General features: G+C 68.5%; 18 protein-coding genes. 11 read left to right on the top strand and 7 right to left on the bottom strand.

Annotated elements, in window-relative coordinates:
* The first annotated feature begins 19 nt into the window (after positions 1-19).
* The 4 genes from ACYVN4_RS10195 to ACYVN4_RS10180 all read left to right on the top strand — a co-directional run bounded on the left by ACYVN4_RS10195 (position 20) and on the right by ACYVN4_RS10180 (position 6,036).
* Entirely contained in the window at positions 20-499 is a 480-nt protein-coding gene (locus ACYVN4_RS10195) for an RrF2 family transcriptional regulator (protein ID WP_460719600.1), read from the top strand.
* Positions 500-562: 63 nt separating this feature from the next.
* On the top strand, positions 563-1,765 hold the full coding sequence (locus ACYVN4_RS10190; protein ID WP_460719598.1) for an MFS transporter: 1,203 nt from the start codon (positions 563-565) through the stop codon (positions 1,763-1,765).
* Positions 1,766-1,925: 160 nt separating this feature from the next.
* Entirely contained in the window at positions 1,926-3,524 is a 1,599-nt protein-coding gene (locus tag ACYVN4_RS10185; protein ID WP_460719596.1) for an ABC-F family ATP-binding cassette domain-containing protein, read from the top strand.
* Between the two features lie 151 nt (positions 3,525-3,675).
* Positions 3,676-6,036 (top strand): RelA/SpoT family protein, encoded by a 2,361-nt coding sequence (locus ACYVN4_RS10180; RefSeq protein ID WP_460719594.1) that lies wholly within the window; start codon positions 3,676-3,678, stop codon positions 6,034-6,036.
* On the opposite strand, the gene ACYVN4_RS10175 is transcribed toward ACYVN4_RS10180, so the two are convergent.
* Positions 6,012-6,641 carry a hypothetical protein gene (locus ACYVN4_RS10175; protein ID WP_460719592.1) on the bottom strand — a complete coding sequence of 210 codons (630 nt, stop codon included), beginning with the start codon at positions 6,639-6,641 and terminating at the stop codon, positions 6,012-6,014. The genes ACYVN4_RS10180 and ACYVN4_RS10175 overlap by 25 nt on opposite strands.
* A 54-nt stretch (positions 6,642-6,695) precedes the next feature.
* Positions 6,696-7,670 carry a dimethylarginine dimethylaminohydrolase family protein gene (locus tag ACYVN4_RS10170; protein ID WP_460719590.1) on the bottom strand — a complete coding sequence of 325 codons (975 nt, stop codon included), beginning with the start codon at positions 7,668-7,670 and terminating at the stop codon, positions 6,696-6,698.
* A 100-nt stretch (positions 7,671-7,770) separates the two neighbouring features.
* On the opposite strand from ACYVN4_RS10170, the gene ACYVN4_RS10165 reads away from it, so the two are divergent.
* The 3 genes from ACYVN4_RS10165 (at position 7,771) to ACYVN4_RS10155 (ending at position 9,972) form a co-directional block, all read left to right on the top strand.
* The gene (locus ACYVN4_RS10165) at positions 7,771-8,670 is read left to right on the top strand and encodes a patatin-like phospholipase family protein (protein ID WP_460719588.1); all 900 of its coding nucleotides are present in this window, start codon (positions 7,771-7,773) and stop codon (positions 8,668-8,670) included.
* Positions 8,671-8,718: 48 nt separating this feature from the next.
* A complete protein-coding gene (gene ppnP / locus ACYVN4_RS10160) occupies positions 8,719-9,027 on the top strand; it encodes a pyrimidine/purine nucleoside phosphorylase (RefSeq protein WP_452402301.1) in 309 nt (102 codons plus the stop codon).
* 72 nt (positions 9,028-9,099) lie between these two features.
* Entirely contained in the window at positions 9,100-9,972 is an 873-nt protein-coding gene (locus ACYVN4_RS10155) for an LLM class flavin-dependent oxidoreductase (protein ID WP_460719585.1), read from the top strand.
* 1 nt (position 9,973) lies between these two features.
* Here ACYVN4_RS10155 and ACYVN4_RS10150 read toward each other — a convergent pair whose 3' ends face one another.
* Positions 9,974-11,122 carry an epoxide hydrolase family protein gene (locus tag ACYVN4_RS10150; RefSeq protein ID WP_460719583.1) on the bottom strand — a complete coding sequence of 383 codons (1,149 nt, stop codon included), beginning with the start codon at positions 11,120-11,122 and terminating at the stop codon, positions 9,974-9,976.
* Between the two features lie 63 nt (positions 11,123-11,185).
* On the opposite strand from ACYVN4_RS10150, the gene ACYVN4_RS10145 reads away from it, so the two are divergent.
* Positions 11,186-12,130 (top strand): helix-turn-helix transcriptional regulator, encoded by a 945-nt coding sequence (locus ACYVN4_RS10145; protein ID WP_460719581.1) that lies wholly within the window; start codon positions 11,186-11,188, stop codon positions 12,128-12,130.
* Here the strand turns inward: ACYVN4_RS10145 and ACYVN4_RS10140 are convergent.
* The 4 genes from ACYVN4_RS10140 to ACYVN4_RS10125 form a co-directional block, all read right to left on the bottom strand.
* Entirely contained in the window at positions 12,078-12,995 is a 918-nt protein-coding gene (locus ACYVN4_RS10140; RefSeq protein ID WP_460719579.1) for an oxygenase MpaB family protein, read from the bottom strand. The two genes, ACYVN4_RS10145 and ACYVN4_RS10140, sit on opposite strands and share 53 nt — an antisense overlap.
* Positions 12,996-13,080: 85 nt before the next feature.
* The gene (locus ACYVN4_RS10135; RefSeq protein WP_460719577.1) at positions 13,081-13,911 is read right to left on the bottom strand and encodes an alpha/beta fold hydrolase; all 831 of its coding nucleotides are present in this window, start codon (positions 13,909-13,911) and stop codon (positions 13,081-13,083) included.
* Positions 13,912-14,050: 139 nt separating this feature from the next.
* On the bottom strand, positions 14,051-15,085 hold the full coding sequence (locus ACYVN4_RS10130) for an NAD-dependent epimerase/dehydratase family protein (RefSeq protein WP_460719575.1): 1,035 nt from the start codon (positions 15,083-15,085) through the stop codon (positions 14,051-14,053).
* 82 nt (positions 15,086-15,167) lie between these two features.
* Entirely contained in the window at positions 15,168-16,835 is a 1,668-nt protein-coding gene (locus ACYVN4_RS10125; RefSeq protein ID WP_460719573.1) for a fatty acid CoA ligase family protein, read from the bottom strand.
* Between the two features lie 419 nt (positions 16,836-17,254).
* Between ACYVN4_RS10125 and ACYVN4_RS10120 the strand changes: the two genes are divergently transcribed.
* The 3 genes from ACYVN4_RS10120 (at position 17,255) to ACYVN4_RS10110 (ending at position 21,476) form a co-directional block, all read left to right on the top strand.
* Positions 17,255-18,301, top strand: a complete 1,047-nt coding sequence (locus ACYVN4_RS10120; RefSeq protein WP_460719571.1) for a 3-oxoacyl-ACP synthase III family protein — start codon at positions 17,255-17,257, stop codon at positions 18,299-18,301.
* A 4-nt stretch (positions 18,302-18,305) separates the two neighbouring features.
* Entirely contained in the window at positions 18,306-19,232 is a 927-nt protein-coding gene (locus tag ACYVN4_RS10115; RefSeq protein ID WP_460719569.1) for a hypothetical protein, read from the top strand.
* 231 nt (positions 19,233-19,463) lie between these two features.
* Positions 19,464-21,476, top strand: a complete 2,013-nt coding sequence (locus ACYVN4_RS10110; protein ID WP_460719567.1) for a LuxR C-terminal-related transcriptional regulator — start codon at positions 19,464-19,466, stop codon at positions 21,474-21,476.
* The last annotated feature ends 30 nt before the right edge of the window (positions 21,477-21,506 follow it).

The following is a 21,506-nucleotide window of genomic DNA, read 5'->3' as shown; positions in this document are numbered from 1 at the left end:
GACATGTACTGTCCCCTTTATGTTGCTGGGTGAAGGCGTCGAGTGGGGATTGCACTGCTGCCTGGTGCTGGCGTGGCTGGATGATCACGCGCCCATCGCCACCGCCCGCCTCGCTGCCATCTACGAGCTGCCGCCGGAGTACCTCAAGAAGCGGCTGCAACCGCTGGTCCGCGAGGGCATCCTCGACTCGGTGCCCGGCGCGCGCGGTGGTTACCGGCTCGCCCGCACGCCCGAGCGCATCACCTTCATGGATGTGGTCGCAGCGGTCGAGGGGCGCACCGGGGCGTTCCGCTGCACCGAGATTCGCCGGCGCGGTGCCGGATCGGTGGCCGCGGACTCGGAATTCGGCAAGATCTGCGGCATCAGCAAGGTCATGGGCCGAGCGGATCTCGCCTGGCGCCGCGAACTCGCCGGGCAGACCATCGCCGACATGGTCGCCGAGACCTCACCCGCGGCCGCGAAACGGGCCCGGGATTTCTACGAGCGGATGAACGCCTGAGCGTCGCCGCTCGCTCACAACCACCCGGCCGCTGGGCCGGGTTTTTTCGGAAGGAGATTCGGGATGGCAAGTGTCCCGATTAATGCCCGGGTGGCAGACGAGTCCACGCGGTCGTCGAACGGCCTGGGCCGCACGGTGATCCTGGCGGCCGGAACCTTCGCCGTCGGCACCGACGCCTTCATCCTGGCCGGGTTCCTGCCGGAACTGGCCGGGGCGCTGCGGGTCTCGACGGCCACCGCCGGGCTGGCGGTGACGGTGTTCGCCGCCACCTACGCGCTGGGCTCGCCGGTGCTGGCCACCCTCACCGCGCGACTGCCCCGCCGCGCGCTGCTGGTCTCGGCGCTGCTGGTGCTCGGACTCGCCAATCTGGGATCCGCACTGGCCCCGACCTTTTCGATCCTGCTGGCTACTCGGATCATTGCCGCCATCGGCGCGTCGGCGTTCACCCCGAACGCGGGCGCGGTGGCCGCGGCGATGGTGCGCCCGGAGGTGCGAGCGCGGGCACTTGCGGTGGTCATCGCGGGACTGACCGTCGCGACGGCGCTGGGCGTGCCGATGGGTGATGCCATCGGCCAGTGGCTGGGCTGGCGCTCAGCCCTGGCCACGGTCGCCGGACTGTGCCTGCTGGCCGCGCTCGGTGTGGCCGCGTGGGTGCCCGCCCTACCCGGCAGCCCGTACGTCCCGCTGCGCACCCGCCTGGCGGTGCTGCGCAACCCGGCGGTCGCGAAGGTGCTGCCCCTGACCGTGCTTGGCATGACCGCCGCCTACGTCGTCTACGCCTACGCGGTCCCGGCCTTCGGTGGGGTGGGCATCAGCGCGTCGTCCACCGCGTGGATGCTCGCCGCGTACGGCTCCGGTGCCATCGTCGGCAGCCTGTTCTCGGGCTACGCCACCGACCGCTGGGGAGCAACCCGAGTGCTGACCGTCGGCTGCCTCACCCTGGCCGCAGCTCTGGCCGTCCTGGGCTGGCTCGCCGCCGAGCACTGGACCGTCCCCGCCCTGGTCGCCGTGCTCGCCGCGGCCTGGGGTGGGTCGAGTTTCGGCCAGTCTCCGGCTCAGCAGCACCGTCTCATCGCCGCCGCCCCGCAGGAATCCGGACTGGTGGTGGCGCTGAACGCGTCATGCATCTACCTGGGTATCGGCGCGGGATCGTTGCTGGGCGGTGTGATGATCGGGCACGGCGTCGCCGCCATGTTCACCCTGGCTGCGGTGGTGGCGGTGATGGCGCTCGGCTACCTGCGGTTCACCACGTCGGTCGCCCGCTGAGACCTGGATCTCGAAATATGTTCTTGCATCGGCTCGTTGATCCCGGTTAACGTATTCGAGTTCTATTCCCGTTGATCGGAGTCATGCCGTTGCTCTTCTGAGGTGATCGCCGAGTGGTCCGCAATCGCGCGCCGCATTCGCTCATCTTTCAGGAGGCCGCATGCCTATATCTGTTATTTCTATTTCCGATCTCACCTTCGGCTGGCCGGATGGCACTCCGGTTTTCGAGGGTCTCGACGCTCAGCTCGGACCGGGTCATATTGGCTTGGTCGGTGCGAACGGTGCGGGGAAATCCACTCTGTTTCGGCTGGTCACCGGCGAATTGCGGGCTGCGCGCGGTTCGGTGAGCGTGTCAGGGCGGGTGGGGTACCTGCGGCAGGATCTGGGGCTGGCCACCGGGCAGCGGGTGGACGAGGTGCTCGGGCTGGCTGGGATTCGAAAGGCACTGCACCGCATCGAATCCGGGAGCGGCGACGACGGCGACTTCGATCTCGTCGGCAATTCCTGGGATATCGAAGAGCGGGCGGTGGCGTTGCTGGCGCGGCTCGGATTGCATTATGTCGCAGGAGATATCGCGGATCTGGATCGGCGGCTGGACACCTTGTCCGGCGGTGAGACGGTGCTGCTGGGTCTCGTGGCGGAACTGTTGCGGGAGCCAGAGGTGTTGTTGCTGGACGAACCGACCAACAACCTCGATCAGGTGGCCCGGCAGCGGCTCTACGAGGTCGTCGGGCAGTTCCCCGGCACCGTGCTGACCGTCAGCCACGATCGGGAGTTGCTCGATCGGGTGGACACCATCGCCGAATTGCGGCAGGGCGAGATCCGTTTGTTCGGCGGCAATTTCAGCGAGTACGAGCGGATCATCGCCGTCGAGCAGGAGGCCGCCCGTGCGGCGGTCCGCGATGCGCGTAGCGATGTGCGCAAGCAAGCGCGCGAGCTCGTGGAGGCTCGAATCAAGCTGGATCGGCGACTGCGGACCGGGGCCAAGGCCGAGGAGGAGAAGCGGGTTCCCAAGATCGTCGCGCACAATCGCAAACGCGAGGCGCAGGTGGCGGCGGGGAAGTTGCGCAACAACCACATCGGCAAGGTCGAAGGGGCGCGTGATCATCTCAGCGAGATGCAGGAGCGGGTGCGCGACGACCGGGAGATCCGGGTCGAGTTGCCGGATACCCGGCTGTATCCGGGACAGGACGTGCTCGAACTGGACGAGGTGCGCTTGGCGTGCGGGCCGACAGTGACGTTGAAAGTGACCGGGCCCGAACGCATCGCGCTCACCGGGCGCAACGGCATCGGGAAAACCACGTTGCTGCACCGGATTCAGCAGGACGGACCGAAGGTGGCGTGGCGGATGCTGCCGCAACGCCTCGACGTCTTCGACGAATCGCGCTCGGTGTTCGAGAATGTCGCGGCCGCCGCGCCGCACGCCTCGGCCGAGCAGATCCGGGCGCAGCTGGCCCGGTTCCTGTTCCGGGGCGGTGACGCGGATGTGCTCGCCGGAGCCCTGTCCGGCGGGGAGCGGCTGCGGGCGGCGCTGGCCATGCTGCTGCTGGCCGAGCCCGCACCGAAGCTGCTGCTGCTCGACGAGCCGACCAACAACCTGGATCTGCCCAGCCTGGCGCATCTCACCGAGGCGCTGGCGGCCTTCCAGGGTGCGCTGATCGTGGTGAGTCACGATCCGCGATTCCTCAGCGACATCGGCGTGACGCGCCGGCTCGAGCTGACCGCCGATGGGCTGGTGGAGTCTGCGGATGAACAGTGAGCTGACCGGGTACAGTTCAACGCTCCAAGGCTGTTCGGCCTGGCGGCGTCGGCTGTCCCGGTCGGTATCCGTTTCCAGGACTAAAGTGGATGATCTGGGTGGTTGAACGGTCCGATATGGTTTTCCGATCGAGGCCGCGAGCGGAGGTGGCATGACACAGAATTTGGAGAAGGCGAACTCGGGGCAAACGCCCGAGGTCGGGTCCGCCACTCCGGCGTCCAATGGACAGGCCGCCGCTCGTAATTCCACCGCCCTTCCCACCTCCGCCTCCCGTCGCGTCCGCGCGCGCCTGGCGCGTCGCATGACCGGTCAGCGCGGCATCGCCGCCGTCAAACCGGTGCTCGAGCCGCTGGCGACCGTGCACCGCGAGCTGTACCCGAAGGCGAATCTCGCTCTGCTGCAACGGGCTTTCGACGTCGCCGACGAGAAGCACGCACACCAGTTCCGCAAGTCCGGTGACCCGTACATCACGCACCCGCTGGCCGTGGCGAACATCCTGGCCGAGCTGGGTATGGACACCACCACGCTGGTGGCGGCGCTGCTGCACGACACGGTCGAGGACACCGGGTACTCGCTCGACGAGCTGACCGCCGAATTCGGTACCGAGGTCGCGCACCTGGTCGACGGCGTCACCAAGCTCGACAAGGTCAACCTGGGCGCCGCGGCCGAGGCCGAGACCATCCGCAAGATGATCATCGCCATGGCGCGCGACCCCCGCGTGCTGGTGATCAAGGTCGCCGACCGGCTGCACAACATGCGGACCATGCGGTTCCTGCCGCCGGAGAAGCAGGCCAAGAAGGCACGCGAAACCCTCGAGGTGATCGCGCCGCTGGCCCACCGGCTCGGTATGGCGACCGTCAAATGGGAGCTCGAGGACCTCGCGTTCGCGATCCTGCACCCCAAGAAGTACGACGAGATCGTGCGCCTGGTCGCCGACCGCGCGCCCTCGCGCGACACGTACCTGGCGAAGGTGCGCGCCGAGATCGTGAACACGTTGGCCGCCAGCCGAATCGACGCCGTCGTGGAGGGCCGCCCGAAGCACTACTGGTCGATCTATCAGAAGATGATCGTCAAGGGTAAGGACTTCGACGACATCCACGACCTGGTCGGTATTCGTATTCTCTGCAACGAGGTGCGCGACTGCTATGCCGCGGTCGGTGTCGTGCACTCGCTGTGGCAGCCGATGGCCGGGCGGTTCAAGGACTACATCGCCCAGCCGCGCTACGGCGTCTACCAGTCGCTGCACACGACAGTGGTCGGTCCCGACGGCAAGCCGCTGGAAGTGCAGATCCGCACCCAGGACATGCACCGGACCGCCGAGTTCGGCATTGCCGCGCACTGGCGGTACAAGGAGACCAAGGGCAAGCACTCCAACGACTCCACCGAAGTCGACGACATGGCGTGGATGCGTCAGCTGCTCGACTGGCAGCGGGAGGCCGCCGACCCGGCGGAATTCCTGGAGTCGCTGCGCTTCGACCTGAAGTCGCCGGAGATCTTCGTGTTCACCCCCAAGGGCGATGTGATCACGCTGCCGCAGAAATCTACCCCGGTGGACTTCGCGTATGCCGTGCACACCGAGGTCGGGCATCGCTGCATCGGCGCGCGCGTCAACGGGCGACTGGTCGCGCTGGAACGGCAGCTGGAGAACGGTGAGGTCGTCGAGATCTTCACCTCCAAGGCGCAGAACGCCGGACCCTCGCGGGACTGGCAGAACTTCGTGGTGTCCCCGCGCGCCAAGGCCAAGATCCGGCAGTGGTTCGCCAAGGAACGCCGTGAAGAGGCTCTCGAGGCCGGTAAGGACGCGATCAGCAAGGAGGTCCGTCGCTCGGGCCTGCCGCTGCAGCGCCTGATGAGCGTCGACGCCATGAGCGCGCTCGCCCACGAACTGCACTACACCGATATCTCCGCTTTGTACGCGGCCGTCGGTGAGAACCAGGTGTCCGCGCATCACGTGGTGCAGCGGCTCATGGCGCAGCTCGGCGGCGTCAGCGACGTCGAGAACGAATTGGCCGAGCGGTCAACGCCTTCCACGGTGCCGTCACGGCAGCGCACGACAGGCGATGCGGGCGTGGAGATTCCGGGCGCGCCCGGCACGGTGTCCAAGCTCGCCAAGTGCTGCACCCCGGTCCCCGGCGACGAGATCATGGGCTTCGTGACGCGAGGCGGCGCGGTCAGTGTTCACCGCACCGACTGCACCAACGCGGATTCGTTGCGCTCGGAACCCGAACGCATCATCGAGGTGAAGTGGGCACCGTCCCCGTCCTCGGTGTTCCTGGTCGCCATCCAGATCGAGGCCCTCGACCGGACGCGTCTGCTCTCGGACGTGACGAAGGTGCTGGCCGACGAGAAGGTCAACATCCTCTCGGCGGCGGTCACCACCTCCGGTGATCGAGTCGCCATCTCCAAGTTCACCTTCGAGATGGGCGACCCGAAACACCTGGGTCACCTGCTCAACGTGGTCCGCAATGTGGAAGGCGTCTACGACGTCTACCGCGTAACCTCGGCCGCGTAGAGCAGGAGCTCGGTCTGCCCGGCGAGACGTGTGAGTGTTGTTGTGCGCGTGCGGGTCACGAATACGAGATAGCCACGGTGCAGGTCCTCGTCGTAGATGAGGAACGGCACGAGGTGCGGACGACCGCTGTAGCGCGCGACCGAGCGCAGTAGCGGCGGCAAGAGGTCGTCGTACTGTCGGCTGTCGGTATCGTCGAGATCGAGTTCGGCCAGCGCCCGCACGCCGTCCGAGGGCGCGAGCAGGATGTCGAGCAGAGCCGCGCGGGCCTCGCTGTGGCTCTCCGCCGACGCCACGGCGATGCGGGCGGCGGCGGATAATGCCGGTCGCTCAGGGGCGATCAGCACGGCAATGGTCCCCAGGGCGGTTCGGAAATCCGCGAGTTCCCGGTCCGCGAGTTCGCGTTCCCATTCGGCGCGGGAGGCGGCATCCGGCTGTCGGGGTGCGACGCGGGCCGGACGCGCGTCGATCACGAGCGCCACTACGGCCACGATCCAGCCCACCACGCAGAACGCGAATTGTGTTGGATGTGCGGCGAATCCATCGTTGTTGACGTCGTTCCACCACGCCGCCGTCATGATCGCGACGACGAAAACTATCAAACCCATGTAAACCATCTATCCGCATGCCGACCGGGCCCTCACCGTAACGGGCCGGACCGACTAGTCGGTGCGGAGCAGGGGTTGGGTGGTGCAGCGGAAGGCACCGCCGAAGATGCGGGAGACGGCGAAGTCGATGTATTCGACTGTGATGCCGCGGGATTCGAGTTGTTTGCCGACGTGCTCGAATTCCGGGTCGGTTACATAGGTTTCGGGGTTGATCGGCAGGCCGTTGGTGGCCATGGCAGCCGCCTCGTCTTCGGTGACGTCGATGTGGTCCCAGGCGCGCAGGCGTGGGGGGAGGCCGTCGGGGAGGCGGGCGGGGCAGGCGATGAGCAGACCGTCGCGGACCAGGCCGAGGGCGCAGTCCAGGTGCAGGACGTGGCGGGGGAGACGGACCGGGGTGACGGTGAAGCCTTGGGGGCGGAGGTATTTGGCGAGCCAGGCGATGCCCAGGGCATTGGTGGCCATGCCGGAGATGCCGACGAAGATGTCGTTGCCGAGGACCAGGACGTCGCCGCCTTCGAGGAAGGGGCCCGGGCCGGGGAGACCGATGCCGGGGCGGGGGAGGGAGACGTAGTGGGCGTCGGCGGGCATAACGCGTTCGAGGAGGAGATCGCGGCTGGGGAGGATCTCGTCGCGGCGGTGCGGGAATTGCAGGACCCCTTCGATCACATGGTCTCCCACGGTGAACCACGGGTCGCGGACGAAGAAGTTGGCGTAGCCGCCGGGACCCGCGGCTGCCTTTTCGGCTCCGGTGAACAGCCGTGGCCGCAGCACCTCGACGCCGTGGCGGCGCAGGACCGTGGCGAGTTCTTCGCGTTCGGCCTCCCAGCGGCGTTGCTTGTCGGGGTAGACCGCGCCGAAGTCCTTGCCCCACACCGCGTCCATGAGGTCGGCGGCGGAGGGTTCTACCGGGATCTCGGGGCCCACCATGGCGGGGTCGGCGGGGGCGCGGAATTCGCTCTGCGAGACCACCACCGTGCGCAGCGGCGCGAACTCGCTCTCGACCCGGACCTGTGCGATGTCACCGGACATGGGAGAAGACGATAATCGCCGGTTCGTTCGGTCCGGCGGTCCCGCGCGCAGTAGTGAGTCACATTTGCGGGACATTCGCTGGGGGTCGTAGGGTCGGGGTGTGGCCACCGAAGGCAAGCGCGTCAAACTCGCCCTGGGCAGCGGCGGTGCGCGCGGGTACGCGCACATCGGGGTGATCGCGGAGTTGCAGGAGCGCGGGTACGAGATCGTCGGGGTGGCCGGATCCTCGATGGGGTCGCTGGTCGGTGGGCTGTTCGCGGCCGGGCGGCTGGACGAATTCACGGCCTGGGCAACGGCTCTCGGCCAGTTCGAGGTGGCGCGGCTGCTGGATCCGGCGTTCAGTGAGCCGGGGGTGATCCGGGCCGGGAAGGTGCTGGATCGCATCCGGGAGATGCTCGGCGAACTGCGCATCGAAGACCTCGCCATCCCGTATGTCGCGGTGGCCACGGACCTGACCACCGGGCGATCCACCTGGTTCCGGACCGGGGGCCTGGACGCCGCGATCCGCGCGTCCATCTCGATTCCCGGATTCATCACACCGGTGCTGGTGGACGGCCACGTGCTCGTCGACGGTGGCGTCCTCGACCCGGTCCCGGTCGTGGCGACCATGGCGCTCGGGCCCGCGGATCTGACCATCGGGGTGGATCTGTCGGGGCCGCCGGATCCGGCCTACGACCGCGCGCTGCCGCGACCGAACTGGTTCACGCAGTGGTGGCGCGGTCTGGGTGCGGGACGGACCGAGGCTCCCGTCGAACCGCCGCCACCCTTGACCAGTGTCCGGGCCACGGATGTGGCGCAGCGGGCCATCGATCTGATGCTCGCCCAGATCACCCGCCAGCATCTCGCCGCGCATCCGCCGGACCTGCTGATCTCGGTGCCGCAGAACATCTGCGGCACCATGGATTTCCATCGGGCCGCGGTGATCATCGAGCAGGGCCGGGCCTTGGCGGCCGCGGCACTGGACGCGCTGCCCGAGGGTGCGGTGCCGCCGGTCGGGTAGGTCGCCCACCGTGCGGATTGCCCGGATGTCGCCGGGTACGATCGCCGCATGAAGTTCGAGAATGTCACCGTCACCAAGCGCGCCAATGTCTACTTCGACGGCAAGTGCGTCAGCCACAATATCGAGCTGGCCGATGGCACCAGCAAGTCCGTCGGTGTCATCCTCCCCGCCACCCTGACCTTCAACACGGGCGCGCCGGAGATCATGGAGCTGCTCGAGGGCTCGTGCAACGTCACCCTCGCGGGCGAGACCGAGGCCACCGCCTACAAGGGCGGCGAGACCTTCTCCGTGCCCGGCGACTCCAGCTTCGTCATCGAGGTCCTCGAGCCCGTCCACTACGTTTGCCACTTCGGCTGATCCTTCGTACCCGCGCGGCCCGGTCTCCTCGTGAATGAGGCCGGGCCGCTGCTTTTTTGGTAGGCATGAGGCATGACGACGCTGGGCGCGGTGTTCCGGCCGCAGAATCCACCGGAGCGGCTGCGGGAAGTAGTGCGCGCGGCCGACGAGTCGGGGCTCGACGAACTGTGGCTGTGGGAGGACTGTTTCCTCGAAGGCGGGATATCCACGGCCGCAGCGGCATTGGCGTGGAGTGAGCGGGTGCGGATCGGCGTCGGGGTGCTGCCGGTGCCGTTGCGGAACGTGGCGATCACCGCCATGGAGATTGCCACGCTCGAGCGGATGTTCCCCGGCCGCGGGATCTGGGGCGTCGGCCACGGGGTGCAGGACTGGATGGGGCAGGTGGGGGCGCGGGTCGCCTCGCCGGTGACACTGCTGCGCGAATATCTCGAGGCCTTGCGTGGCTTGCTCGACGGGCAGCGAATCACGGTGAAGGGCCGCTACGTTCAGCTCGACGATGTCGCCCTGGACTGGCCGCCGGTGGCGGCACCGCCGATCCTGGGTGCGGCGAAGGGGCCGAAAACTATTCAGCTGGTCGGGGAATCCGCCGACGGAGTGGTGCTCGACAACTCCGCCTCGGCAGAGCGGATTCGCGCGGCCGCCGACATCATCCGGGCTGCCCGTCCGGAATCACCTGTGGCGCAGCCCTTTCCGATCGTCGTGTATCTGCTCGCCGCTACGGGAGCGGGTGCCGAGGAGCGGGTGGCCGCGGAGCTGCGGGCCAAGGAACGTGACACCATCCCCGATCTCGGGATCGCCGGTGACGCCCGGGCCATCGCCGACACGGTGATCCGCTGGGCCGAGGCCGGAGCCACCAGCGTGGTGCTGCAGCCCACCGCCGACGAACCGGACCCGGTCGGCTTCGTGCGTTTCGCCGCCGAGCAGGTCCGGCCGCTGCTGCCCTGACTCAGCGCAGGCCGCGGAAGAACTCGCGCACGTCGGCCACCAGCAGTTCGGGTTCTTCCAACGCCGCGAAATGCCCGCCGCGGTCGACGTCCACCCAGTGGGTGATGGTGTTGGACGATTCGCAGTAGCGGCGGATGCACACGTCGTGCGCGAAGGCGATGACACCGGTCGGAACACCCGAATTCACGCCCGGCACACCCCAATCGGCAAGATGGCTGTAGCCGACGTAGGCCGCCGATCCGGCGGTGCCGGTGAGCCAGTACAGCATCACGTCGGTGAGCAGCCGGTCCCGGTCGATGATCTTGTCGGGCAGCACGCTGCGCGGGTGGGTCCACTCGCGGAACTTGTCCATGATCCAGGCCAGTTGGCCCACCGGCGAATCGGTCAGACCGTAGGCCAGCGCCTGCGGCCGGGTGGACTGAATCGAGATGTAGCCGAACTCTTCCTGCATGAACGCCTGAATGCGGCGGATGCGATCCTGCTCGAGCTCGGTCAGTTCGTCCATGTCCTGCACGGCGTCCGGCGGCGGCAGATTGGTGCCGCCGTTGACGTGCACGCCGATCACCCGATCCGGTGCGTGCCGGGCCACCTCCGGGCTCACCGCTGCGCCGATGTCGCCGCCCTGCACGCCGTAGCGCTGGTAGCCGAGGCGGTGCATGAGTTCGGCCCAGACCCGGCCGATTCGGGCTCGGCTCCAACCGGTTTCGCTCACCGGCCCGGAGAATCCGAACCCGGGCAGGGACGGGATGACCAGGTGGAAGGCGTCGGCGGGGTCGCCGCCGTGCGCGCGCGGATCGGTCATCGGGCCGATGATGTCGAGGAAGTCGGCGACCGATCCGGGCCAGCCGTGGGTCATGATCAGCGGCACCGCATCCGGTTCGGCCGAGCGGACGTGCAGGAAGTGGATGCGTTGACCCTCGATCTCGGTCAGGAACTGTGGGTAGCGGTTGAGCTCGGCCTCGGCCGCGCGCCAGTCGTAGCCGGTGCGCCAGTGTTCGGCGAGTTCCCGCAGCCAGTGCACGGGGACGCCGGTGTCCCAGTCGTCGCCCGGCAGCGGGGCGGGCAGGCGGGCATTGTCGAGCCGTGCCCGCAGGTCATCGAGCTGACTCTGGGGGATGTCGATCCGGAAGGGCGTGATGTCATCGCTCATGAGAACCACGCTAGGAGCCGGTTAGGACACTTTCCGCCCTAGCTGTCGGGCAGAATCGGAGCCATGTTGGAACCCTCCGCCCGTCTGCTGCGGGTGCTGTCGCTGCTGCAGACGCCGCGCGATTGGAGTGGCGCGGAACTGGCCGCTCAGCTCGAGGTCGATGTGCGCACGGTGCGCCGGGATATCGAAAAGCTGCGCACCCTCGGCTATCCCGTGCATGCGGTGGCCGGATCCGCCGGATATCGGCTGGGTGCGGGGGCGAAGCTGCCGCCGTTGTTGCTCGACGACGAGGAGGCCGTCGCGGTGGCCATGGGTTTGCGGACCGCGGCGGGCGGCACCATCGCCGGGATCGAGGAGAGTTCGCTGCGGGCGCTGGCAAAGCTCGAGCAGGTGTTGCCATCGCGGTTGCAGCATCGGGTGAGTGCCTTGCAGGAGGCGACCGTGGCCGTACCCGCGGGCGGCCCGCGGGTGGACCCCGACACCCTGACCGCCATCGCCGCGGCCATTCGTGATCAGCATCGGCTGCGTTTCGACTACCGCAACCACGAAGGCGAGGCCTCGCGTCGCACCACCGAACCGCATCGCCTCGTCCATACCGGTCGCCGCTGGTACCTGATCGGCTGGGACGTGGATCGCGAGGGCTGGCGCACCTATCGGGTCGACCGGATGACCCCGCGCATCCCGACCGGCCCCGGCTTCACGCCCCGCGAGGCCCCCGACGCCGCCGAATTCGTCTCGCACGGTGTGACTTCCGGCCCCTACCGCTATCAGGTCCGCCTGCTGCTGCACGCCCCGATCGACACGGCCGCCGAGCGCATCGCGCCCACGGTCGGTGTGCTCGAGGCCGTGGACGCGAAAACCTGTGTGCTGCACACGGGCGCGCACTCGCTGGACGCGATCGCCTCCTATATGACGCATTTCGGGTTCGAGTTCAGCGTTCTGGATCCGCCGGAACTCAGGGCGCGGCTTCGTGAGCTGGCGGCACTGCTGGTGCGGGCGGCGGGCTGACCGGCTCGTAGGCGGCCGGATCGTCGCGGTATTTGCGCATGCCTGACCAGGATTCGGGAATGTAGCGCAGCCGCTGCGGGGCGAGCTGCCAGGTCAGGCGCACCGCGCGGCGGAAGACCTCGAAGGCGGCCTGATCCCATTTCGTCCAGCGATAGCCCAACAGTTCACGCGCCGGCGGCGGCATGGTGGCGTTGGAGATCCAGACCCCGATGCCCATGACCGGGAACCGAGCCAGCCGCCACAGTGCTTCCGGAACGCCCGGTGGCGCAGGCACTTTCGCGCGGTGGATGGCGGAGGCGAAGTCGGTGGTCGTATTGCGGCCCAGCACTTCGCGCCACATGTGTTCCCAATACCGCTGGTAGTTCTCGTGATCCCCGAACGCGGGCCGCTCGCTCATCCCGTAGAGCCGCCACCAGCTCAACCCTTCGGCGATGAGTTGCCGCTGCTCGTCCTCGGTCAGCGGGGTGCCGAAGAATTCCTGGGTGGCGATGATGGATTCGTAGAAGGTGACGTGCGTCCACCAGAACACCTCCGGATCCAGGGCGTGATACCGCGCGCCGTCGGCGTGGCTGCCCTTGATCGGCTTGTGGAAGTCGCGCACGGTGGCCGCGTGCTCCCGCGGCCGCGGTTCGTAGATCATGGCGTGAATCGGCTTGATGGAGCGGTCGAACCGGTCCATCGGATCGCGGAAGAAGTTCGAGTGCTCCTGCAGCGCGGCGTCCAGGACCGGATGCATGTTCTGCAGGGTGCCCGCACGGCCGAGGATCAGCATCGACCGGATGTCCCCGAAGTGCTTCCAGGTCAACGACTGCGGCCCCAGCGGTGCAGCCACGTCCCACCCGTCGCCCTTGATGAATCGGCCCATCGCCCGAACTCCCTCCCGTGCACGTGATCTCGCACACGGTATCTGGCAAAGACTCCAACCAGATCGAGAATTCCGGCCGTCTGCCTCAGCCCGCCAGCGCGGTCCGGGTGGCCGAACGGATTGCGGTGGTAACGGTTTCGGGCTCCTCGAGCATGACCAGGTGACCGCAGTCGGCCAGTTCGATGGCCTGCGCGGGGCACAGGGTCCGGTTCAGGCGGCTACCGGCGCTCGCCGAGAGCACACGATTCTTCGCACCCCAGACGGTCGTGATGGGCGGGAAGCCCGGGCCCGGACGGAAGTCGTCCAGCACCGCGAGCGCCGAGAGATCACGGGTGGTCGCGGCGGGCGGCAGCAGGCGGCTGGGTTCGCTCCAGCGGCGGCGCAATCCGGAGAAGGTGGCGGCGTCCATGTGCCGGCCGCGCGGGCCGAGCTGCTCGCGCACCACGAAACCGGCGGCGAGACCGGGCAACCGGATCATCCTGGCCAGCGAGTCGAGGGGCAGGTGGGCGGCGACGGCCGCGGTTCGGCCGGTGAGAGTGGGCGCCAGCGTGGCGGCGGTCAGCGGATTGCACAGCACCAGGGCCCGGACATTGCGCGGCTCGCGGCGGGCATACAGCAACGACATCGCGCTGCCGAAGCAATTGCCGACCATGATGAGGTTGGTCAGCCGGTGCGCGTCGATGAACTCCGACACCATGCGCAGGTAGTTGTCGACCGTGTACCCGGACGCCGGGGTGTCGGAATCGCCGTAGCCGAACAGATCCAGCGCGTACACGCTGTGCGAACCGGCCAGGGCGCGCATCTGATGGCGCCAGATGTGGCGGTCGCCGCCGAGATTGTGCAGGAACAGGATCGGATCACCCGAACCGGCATGGTCGTACGCGACGGACACGCCGTGATAATCGAACTCCGGCATCGGGCGCTCTCCTCATTGAGTGCGGTGCTGCGTTGCGGCCCCGAGGGCCGTCAGCACCGACTCGCCCTCGCGCAGTAGTGCCCATGCTAGCCGGTACCGGCCGTAACACAAGTTTTTGCGGAGAGCGCCCTGACGCTGGTCAGCGGGTGGATCCGGCGATCACCCCCGCACTGCGGATCCAGGATTTCAGTTCGGTCATGCCGGTGTCGCGGTCCATAACGGGCCGGTATCCGAAATCGCGGGTGGCGGCGGCGGTGTCGTAGGTGCCCGAGCGGGTCATCACCGCCACCGAATAGCGCGACAGCGGCGGGGTCCAGTGCTCGGCGAGATACGGTACGCGCCGCAGGTTTTCGATGACCTCCACGATCAGGCCGAGCACGCGCGGGTCGAGGGTGCGGCTGGGACCCGTGTAGCCGAGGTCTTCGGCGACCTCGCCGAGGAAGCGCCACACGTTGGTCCGCTCGGCGTCGGCGATGAAATACGGCTTGCCGCCCACGTTCTCGCTGGTGGCGGCGAGCACCGCGGCCTCGACGATATTGTCGACGTGGCAGAGCGAGGCGTAGACCTCGCGGCCGGAGGAGAGATCCGGCAGCGTGCCCGACGCGGCCCGATCCAGCAGACGGATCAGCGGCCCGGACCGGTCGCCCGCACCCCAGATGGCGCGCGGGCGCAGCGCACAGGTGGTGAACTCCGGCGTATTCGCCTTCAGCACCAGGCGTTCGGCGGCCGCCTTGGTCTCGCAGTAGTAGTTGAGATACCGGCGCGGATACGGAACCGACTCGTCGATATCGATCTGGTCGCCGCCGTCACGGTCCATGAGCGCGCTCGGACTCGAGATGAACACGAATCGTGTTGCGCCACCGGCCTGCGCCGCCGAGAGCAGCCGAGCCGTGGCGGCGGTGTTCTCGGCCCAGAAGCGGGCGCGGGTGCCGCGTTCGTCGACCCGGGCGGCGCTGTGGAAGACGATATCCACGTCCTGCGCCGCCCGGTCGAGGGATTCGGGGTCGCTCAGGTCGCCGAAGACGCGGTCCACGCGGTCGAGCACCGGGTCCAGATCGCGCAGATTGCTGGTGGGCCGCACCAGAATCGACACCTTGTGGTCGGTGTCGTGGACCAGGTGGCGCACCAGCGCGCCGCCCAGGAAGCCGGAGGCTCCCGTCACCAGAGCGCGCATGGTGCCTCCCGGCGGGTGTGGTGGCGGCTGGCCCATTCGTCGGCCACCATTCGGACGACCACCTCGATCAGTGCCAGCGTTCTCATTGCTTGCCGCCCAACTGTTTCGTCGCCCAGACCGTCAGCTTCTCGCGGCCGATCTTGGCGTTGTGGCGGATGTCGACCGGGAACTTCGGGTGGAACAGGAACTCCGTCACCGGCTTCGTGATGTCGTATTCGTCACGGCGGCCGCGCAATTCGCGTTCGACAGCGGCCTTGTCGGCACCCGGTTCGAGTTCCACGCACAGCACCGGCTGTTGCGCGCCGCGCTCGCCGACGCCGACCAGCGCGGTGCGGGCGACGCCTTCGAGGGTGTTGAAGACCTGTTCCACCTGCACGGTGAACATGGGCCCGCTCTCGGTGTCCAAGCGCTGGGACTTGCGCCCGCAGAACCGGATTCGACCAGCGTCGTCGATCCAGGCGAGATCCCCGGTGCGATGCCAGATCACCTCGCCGTCGGTGATCTTGCCGATGCGGTTGGCCGCCTGCGGCCAGAAGTATCGGGTGCTGACATTCGGCCCGGACACCACCAGTTCGCCGATGCCGCGCGAGGCCGCCAGGTCCGCGCTCCGCGCTTCCACATCCGACCAGTCGGGCAGCGGGTCGTCGGTGACGGCGATGATGCGCGCGGAGACGTTCAGCGCGGGCCGCCCCACGCACACGCCGTGCCCATGATGCGCCTGCTCCACGAGATCGCCCAGCAGTTCCCGGGATTCGATGGTGGCCATGGGCAGCGCCTCGGTGGCCCCGTAGCCGGAGTACACCTTGGCGTCCTCGGGCAGCACCTGCCGCAGCGCGGCCACGCACCAGTCGGGCACGGGCGCACCGCCGGAGTAGATGCTCTGAATGGTGGGCAGCACCGCGCCGGTCTCCTCGATGTGCGCCAGCAGCGGGATGATCACCGCCGGTGAGGCGAACATGGTCCGCACCGCGAAGCGCTCGACCGCGTCCACCACGTGCGCGGGATCGGTCGCGCCGACCTGAGAGGGGATCAATGGCGGTAGCACACAGCGGGATCCGAGCAGCAACTCCAGGATCCCGGCCACCGGTGCGGTGATCAGCGAGGTGCCCGGCGGTACATGGTCACGCGCGGCGTCGACCTGTTCGATCATGGCGGCGAGGTTGCCGTGGGTGAGGATCACCGCCTTGGCGGGACCGGTGCTGCCGGTGGTGTAGGCGATGAGCAGCGGCTCATCGTCGGGGCCGTGCTCCCGGTCGGGCAGCGTGGCGGCCGGTGTGCGGCCCCAGCTTTCGAGAGTGGGTCCCTGCCACCAGGAGCGGCCGACGGTGACCGCCACCCGCACCTTGCGGAAGTAGGCGCGGAACACGATGCGCAGCGCCTGCGCCTCCGTCACGCCCACGAAGGCTTCCGCGTCGGCGGCCTGTAGGCAGCGCAGCATCTTGAACATGCCCATGCCCGGATCGATGACCACCGGCACCGCGCCGATCTTGAACAGTCCGTAGAGGACCGCGTACAACTCCGGTCCGGGGCGCACCAGCACGATGGTGCGTACGCCGCGGCCGATCCCGGCCTCGGTGAACTTCTCGGCAATGGTGTCCGACCACGCGTCGAGTTCGGCGTAGGTGAGTTGCTCGTACTGCGGCAGGCCGGCCCGATTCTTGCCGTTGGGATAGATCACCGCCTCCCGCTCGGGATGGGCGGCGACGATATCGCGGAAACGATCGAGGGCGCGCCAATAAATGGTGGGCAAGGAATGCGACACACTTCCCCCAGTGAATTGTCGAGGAATGCGATGAATGTATCGGTGAGGCTACACGCGGTGCTGTCGAACCGCCACCGGTGGCGAACCGTAATCACTTGATATACAACGTGTTTAGTGTGTCGTCGGGTACCGACACCGGTTCTTCGTGTACCCCTATTCCACCCCCTACGGGTGCGCCGCCGGAATGCCGTCGAATAGCGTCTGTCCAGCACTGTCGCATCGAAACCGGGCCTGGCGCAGTGTGATTCGTGTGACTCGTGTGACATCCGGCTACTGCTCGGTACGGTACCGTTTCACTTGGCATCGGGGCTACGGGATATCAGCGCGGCCCGCTCGGGGGACACCGAATTGCGGCCGTCGCAACCAAATTCGACCGGACACGCACAGTCCAGAGAGCAGGGGGCCACATGCGTACACGCTTCGAATCGATCGGTGCGTACACACCCGCCACGATTCGCTCCACCGAAGACGTGATCAACAGCCTTTCCGTGCCGAGGGCATTGGATCTGGAACGAATTACCGGAATCAAGAATCGGCGCGTCCACGATTCCGATCCGGAGAATTACGAATCGTCTTTCGTGCTGGCGCGCAAGGCGATCGAGGACTGCCTGCAGCGCTCCGGTTACGTCGCGGGCGAGCTGGACGTGATCATCTCGGTGTCCATCACCCGCTTCACCGGGCCCGGGCAGTTCTGCTACGCACCGTCTTTCGCCGCCCAGCTGGGCGCGGCCATCGGCGCGACCGGGGCGCTGCACTTCGATCTGTCCAATGCTTGCGCGGGCATGATCACCGGGGTGCTGATGCTGGACCGGATGATCAAGTCCGGGGTGGTGCGCCGCGGCCTGGTGGTCAGCGGCGAGCAGATCACGCCCATCGCCGAGACCGCGGTCCGCGAGATCAGCAAGCCCTACGACCCGCAGTTCGCGGCGCTCACCGTCGGCGACGCGGCGGTCGCGGTGGTGGTCGACGACCGGGGCAACGACGACGACGAGATCCACTACATCGAGCTGATGACCACCTCGGCCGGCGCCGAGCACTGCATCGGGCAGCCCAGCGACAAGACCACCGGCATCGCGATGTACACCGACAACCGGGCGCTGGCCAGTGAATCCCGTTTCCTGCAAGGCATTTCGCGCATGGCCGACTTCCTGCTGGAGACCGGGCGGGCCTGGGAGAGCGAGAAGTACGACTACTGGATCCACCACCAGTTCAGCGGTCCGGCCATCGAATACATCAGCTCGCTCACCGAACGGCACTTCGACACCCCGATGCCGCAGGCGCTCAATGTGTATTCCGAATACGGCAATACCGCCTCCACCTCGCATTTCCTGGTGTTGCGGGAACACCTGGCGCAGAAGAAGATTCCACGCGGCTCCAAGGTGCTGCTGATCCCCGAGGCGTCCGGCGTGGTATCCGGGCATCTCGCCGCGACCATCACCCGGCTGGAGGCCTGAATTCATGAGCACCGCAATCGTTTCCGCCGCCGTGTGCACCGATACGGATACCGGCAGCTACTTCGAGCTGGCGTCGCGGGCCGGACGGCAGGCCCTCGCCGCGGCGGAGGTCGCGCCCGAACGGATCGGCCTGGTGATCAATGCCGGTGTGTTCCGTGACAGCAATATCGCCGAACCCGCCGTTGCCGCACTGATCCAGAAGCGGCTGTCCGTCGGCCTGGAGTATGCCTCCGGGCGGGTGCCCGCGTTCTCCTTCGACCTGCTCAACGGCGGCACCGGGGTGGTGCACGCGCTGATGGCGGCGCAGTGCTTCACCGGGCTCGGCGATGTGGAATACGCGCTGATCGTCGCCGGTGACACCCATCCCTCGACCGAGCGGGACCGCGAGGACTTCCCCTATACCGCGGGCGGCGCGGCCATCCTGCTGCACGCCTCCGAGGCCGCGGGCGGGTTCGGGCGGATCTACACCAGCGAGACGCCGGTGAGCGGGCCGACCGCGTGGGCCGACCTGGACGCCGCGGGCCTCGAGGGCCGCACCGCGCTCACCGTGCGCAACGGGGTCGGTGATCCGCTCGCCCTCGCGGAGCAGGCATTGCGTGCCTGCCTGGAGGGGGAGAAGCTCGATCCCGGCGAATTCGCTACCGGCGCAGCCGTATTGCTGGCACCGGCGCCGGTGCCCGGCTTCCGGGAGCGGGTCGCCTACCGGGTCGGCCTGCCGTCGGCGGCGGTCGCGGGCATCGACCCGTTCCTGGGCGACCCGTACTCGGCCGGGCCCGTGCACGCCTACCTGAGCGCGGCCGGGCAGGGCATGCTCGACGAGGCGCGCGCGGTGGTGTTCCTGGCGGCGGACGAGAATTCGGCGGCCGCACTGGTCTATCGCCCGCAGGCGCTCGTCAGCGCTGACACCATGTCGCAGGTAAATGTGAAATAGACTGTTTGACAGTAGATTTCATCCGGTGAATTCGCCCCGGCGGGCAGTGCTCGCCCGCCGGGGCCGCCGGACCCGTTGTGCCCCGGCTGATCCTGGGCGCCGTACGCGCCCTCGCTGCAATGATGCCGCTCCCGCACACCGAAGCTCGCCGTGCCATGTCGCTCAGCCGGGCGCATCCGATCGGTGAAGGGACGTCAGATGGCGCGGTCGGTCGCTCGGGACCGAGGGGAGATGCCGGTGGGGGCCGGCGGGAGGGGGAATCGTCCGGCCGTCACGCCGGACGCGGTGCGACTACGGGTTGCGCGAGCGGTAGCGGTGCTGGGCACCGCCGCCGAGATCGGGCGGGTGGCGGAGCTGCTGGACGCGGACATCGCCGAAATCCGCACGGTCATTGCGGAATTGGCGCAGGCCGGGTTGATCGTGGGGCAGTGCCGTGCGCACCCGGAGATGGCCGAACGGGTGCTGCGGGAACTGCCCGGGCCGCAGCGGCGGGCCTTGCACGCGGCGGCCGCCGAACTGCTGTGCCGCGCCGGTCTGCCCGCCGGTGTGGTCGCCGAACATCTGGTCGCGGCGGGCGACGCGCGCGGCTCGTGGGCGGCGCAGGTGCTGCTCGAAGTCGCCGAGGAGGCCTACGACGCTGACGAACTCGACAGTGCTGGAACATATCTGGAGCTGGCCTACCGGGCCAGCCGGCGCGCGGACGAACGCGCGGCCATCGCGACCCGGCTGGTCGAGGTGGAATGGCGGCTCAATCCGTCCAATCGCACCCGCAACTTCGGACGGCTCAAGGCCGCGCTGCGCACCGGGCGGGTGCCCGCCGCGGTCCTGCCCACGACGGTGCTGCAGATGCTGTGGCACGGTTTCGTGCTGCACGCCGACCACGCGCTGCTGCGGTTGCGCCGCGACGCGCACGGCGCGGCGGCCGACCGGGTCGAATTCCTCGGTGCCTGGCTGCGCTACACGCATCCGGTCACCGCGCAACGGCATCCCTGGCCGGAGGCTGATTCGCCCGTGCCGGAGCGGGATTCACCGCATCGGCAGGCGGCGGCGCTGCTGCGCGGGTTGTGCGAGCAGCGTCCGGCCGGGGCGACCGCGGCGGCGGCGCAACGCATTCTGGCCCAGCATCGGCTCACCCCCGCCACCGTCGAGGTGCTGGTGGCGGCGGTGGACTGCCTGCTGCACGCCGATCGCCTCGACGCCGCCGACGCCTGGTGCACCGCCCTGCTGGCCGAGGCCACCGCGCGCCGCGCCCCGACCTGGCAGGCGCTGTTCGCCTCGGCGCGCGCAGAAACCCTGCTGCGCAAGGGGAATCTGGAGGAGGCCGCCGGGCACGCGCTAGTCGCGCTGAACCTGCTGCCCGCCGAACAGCTCGGTGTCTGGCTGGGGCGGCCGATCGCGGTGCTGGTGCGGGCTCGCACCGCGCAGGGTCGTCATGCCGAGGCGGCCGTGCAGTTGGAGAGGCCGGTGCCGCGCGCGCTGTTCGAATCCCGGTTCGCGCTGGGCTATCTGCGCGCTCACGGCGAACACTGTCTGGCCACCGGGCGACCCGACGAGGCGCTGCGGCACTTTCGGCGTTGCGGGCGGCTCATGGACGAGTGGGGCATGGACTTCGCGTGGCTTGCGCCCTGGCGCAACGATCTGGCCGCCGCCAGCCTGCGCGCCGGACAACACTGGCAGGCACAGAATTTCGCGACCCGGCACCTGGACGCGATTGGCGGGGCCGAAGCCCATCACACCGGCGGGGTATCGCTGCGACTGCTGGCGGCCACCAGCGATCCGCTGCGGCGGGTGACGCTGCTGCGGCGGGCCGCAGCGCTGGCTCGCACCGGCGGCGACGAGCTCGAATTGGCCACCGTGCTGGCCGATCTCGGCGACGCGTACCGGGCGCTGGGGGAGGCCGACCGGGCGCGGCCGCCGCAGCGCGAGGCGGCCCGGCTGGCCGCGGCCTGCGGATCGGAGCCGCTGCTGGCCCGGCTGCGCATCGACCCCGGACCGGTCGCGGCCCGGGATGGCCTGAGCGCCGGGGGATCCGAGCCGCTCAGTCCCGCTGAGCGGCGGGTGGCCGAGCTGGCGGCGGTGGGCAATCGCAATCGCGATATCGCGGAGGTGCTCGACATCACCACCAGCACCGTGGAGCAGCACCTGACCCGGGTATACCGCAAACTCGCCGTCGCGCGCCGCTCCGAACTGCGCTTCGCGCTGGCCGCCGCGCCGGAGACGGGTGCGCGCACCGCCGTCGGATGACGAACGGGTGCAGGTGGGCGGCGAACGGAC

The organism is Nocardia heshunensis, from assembly GCF_054782115.1.
Note: the sequence above shows the minus strand (reverse complement) of the source record. Positions and strands in the feature narration are given on the sequence as shown.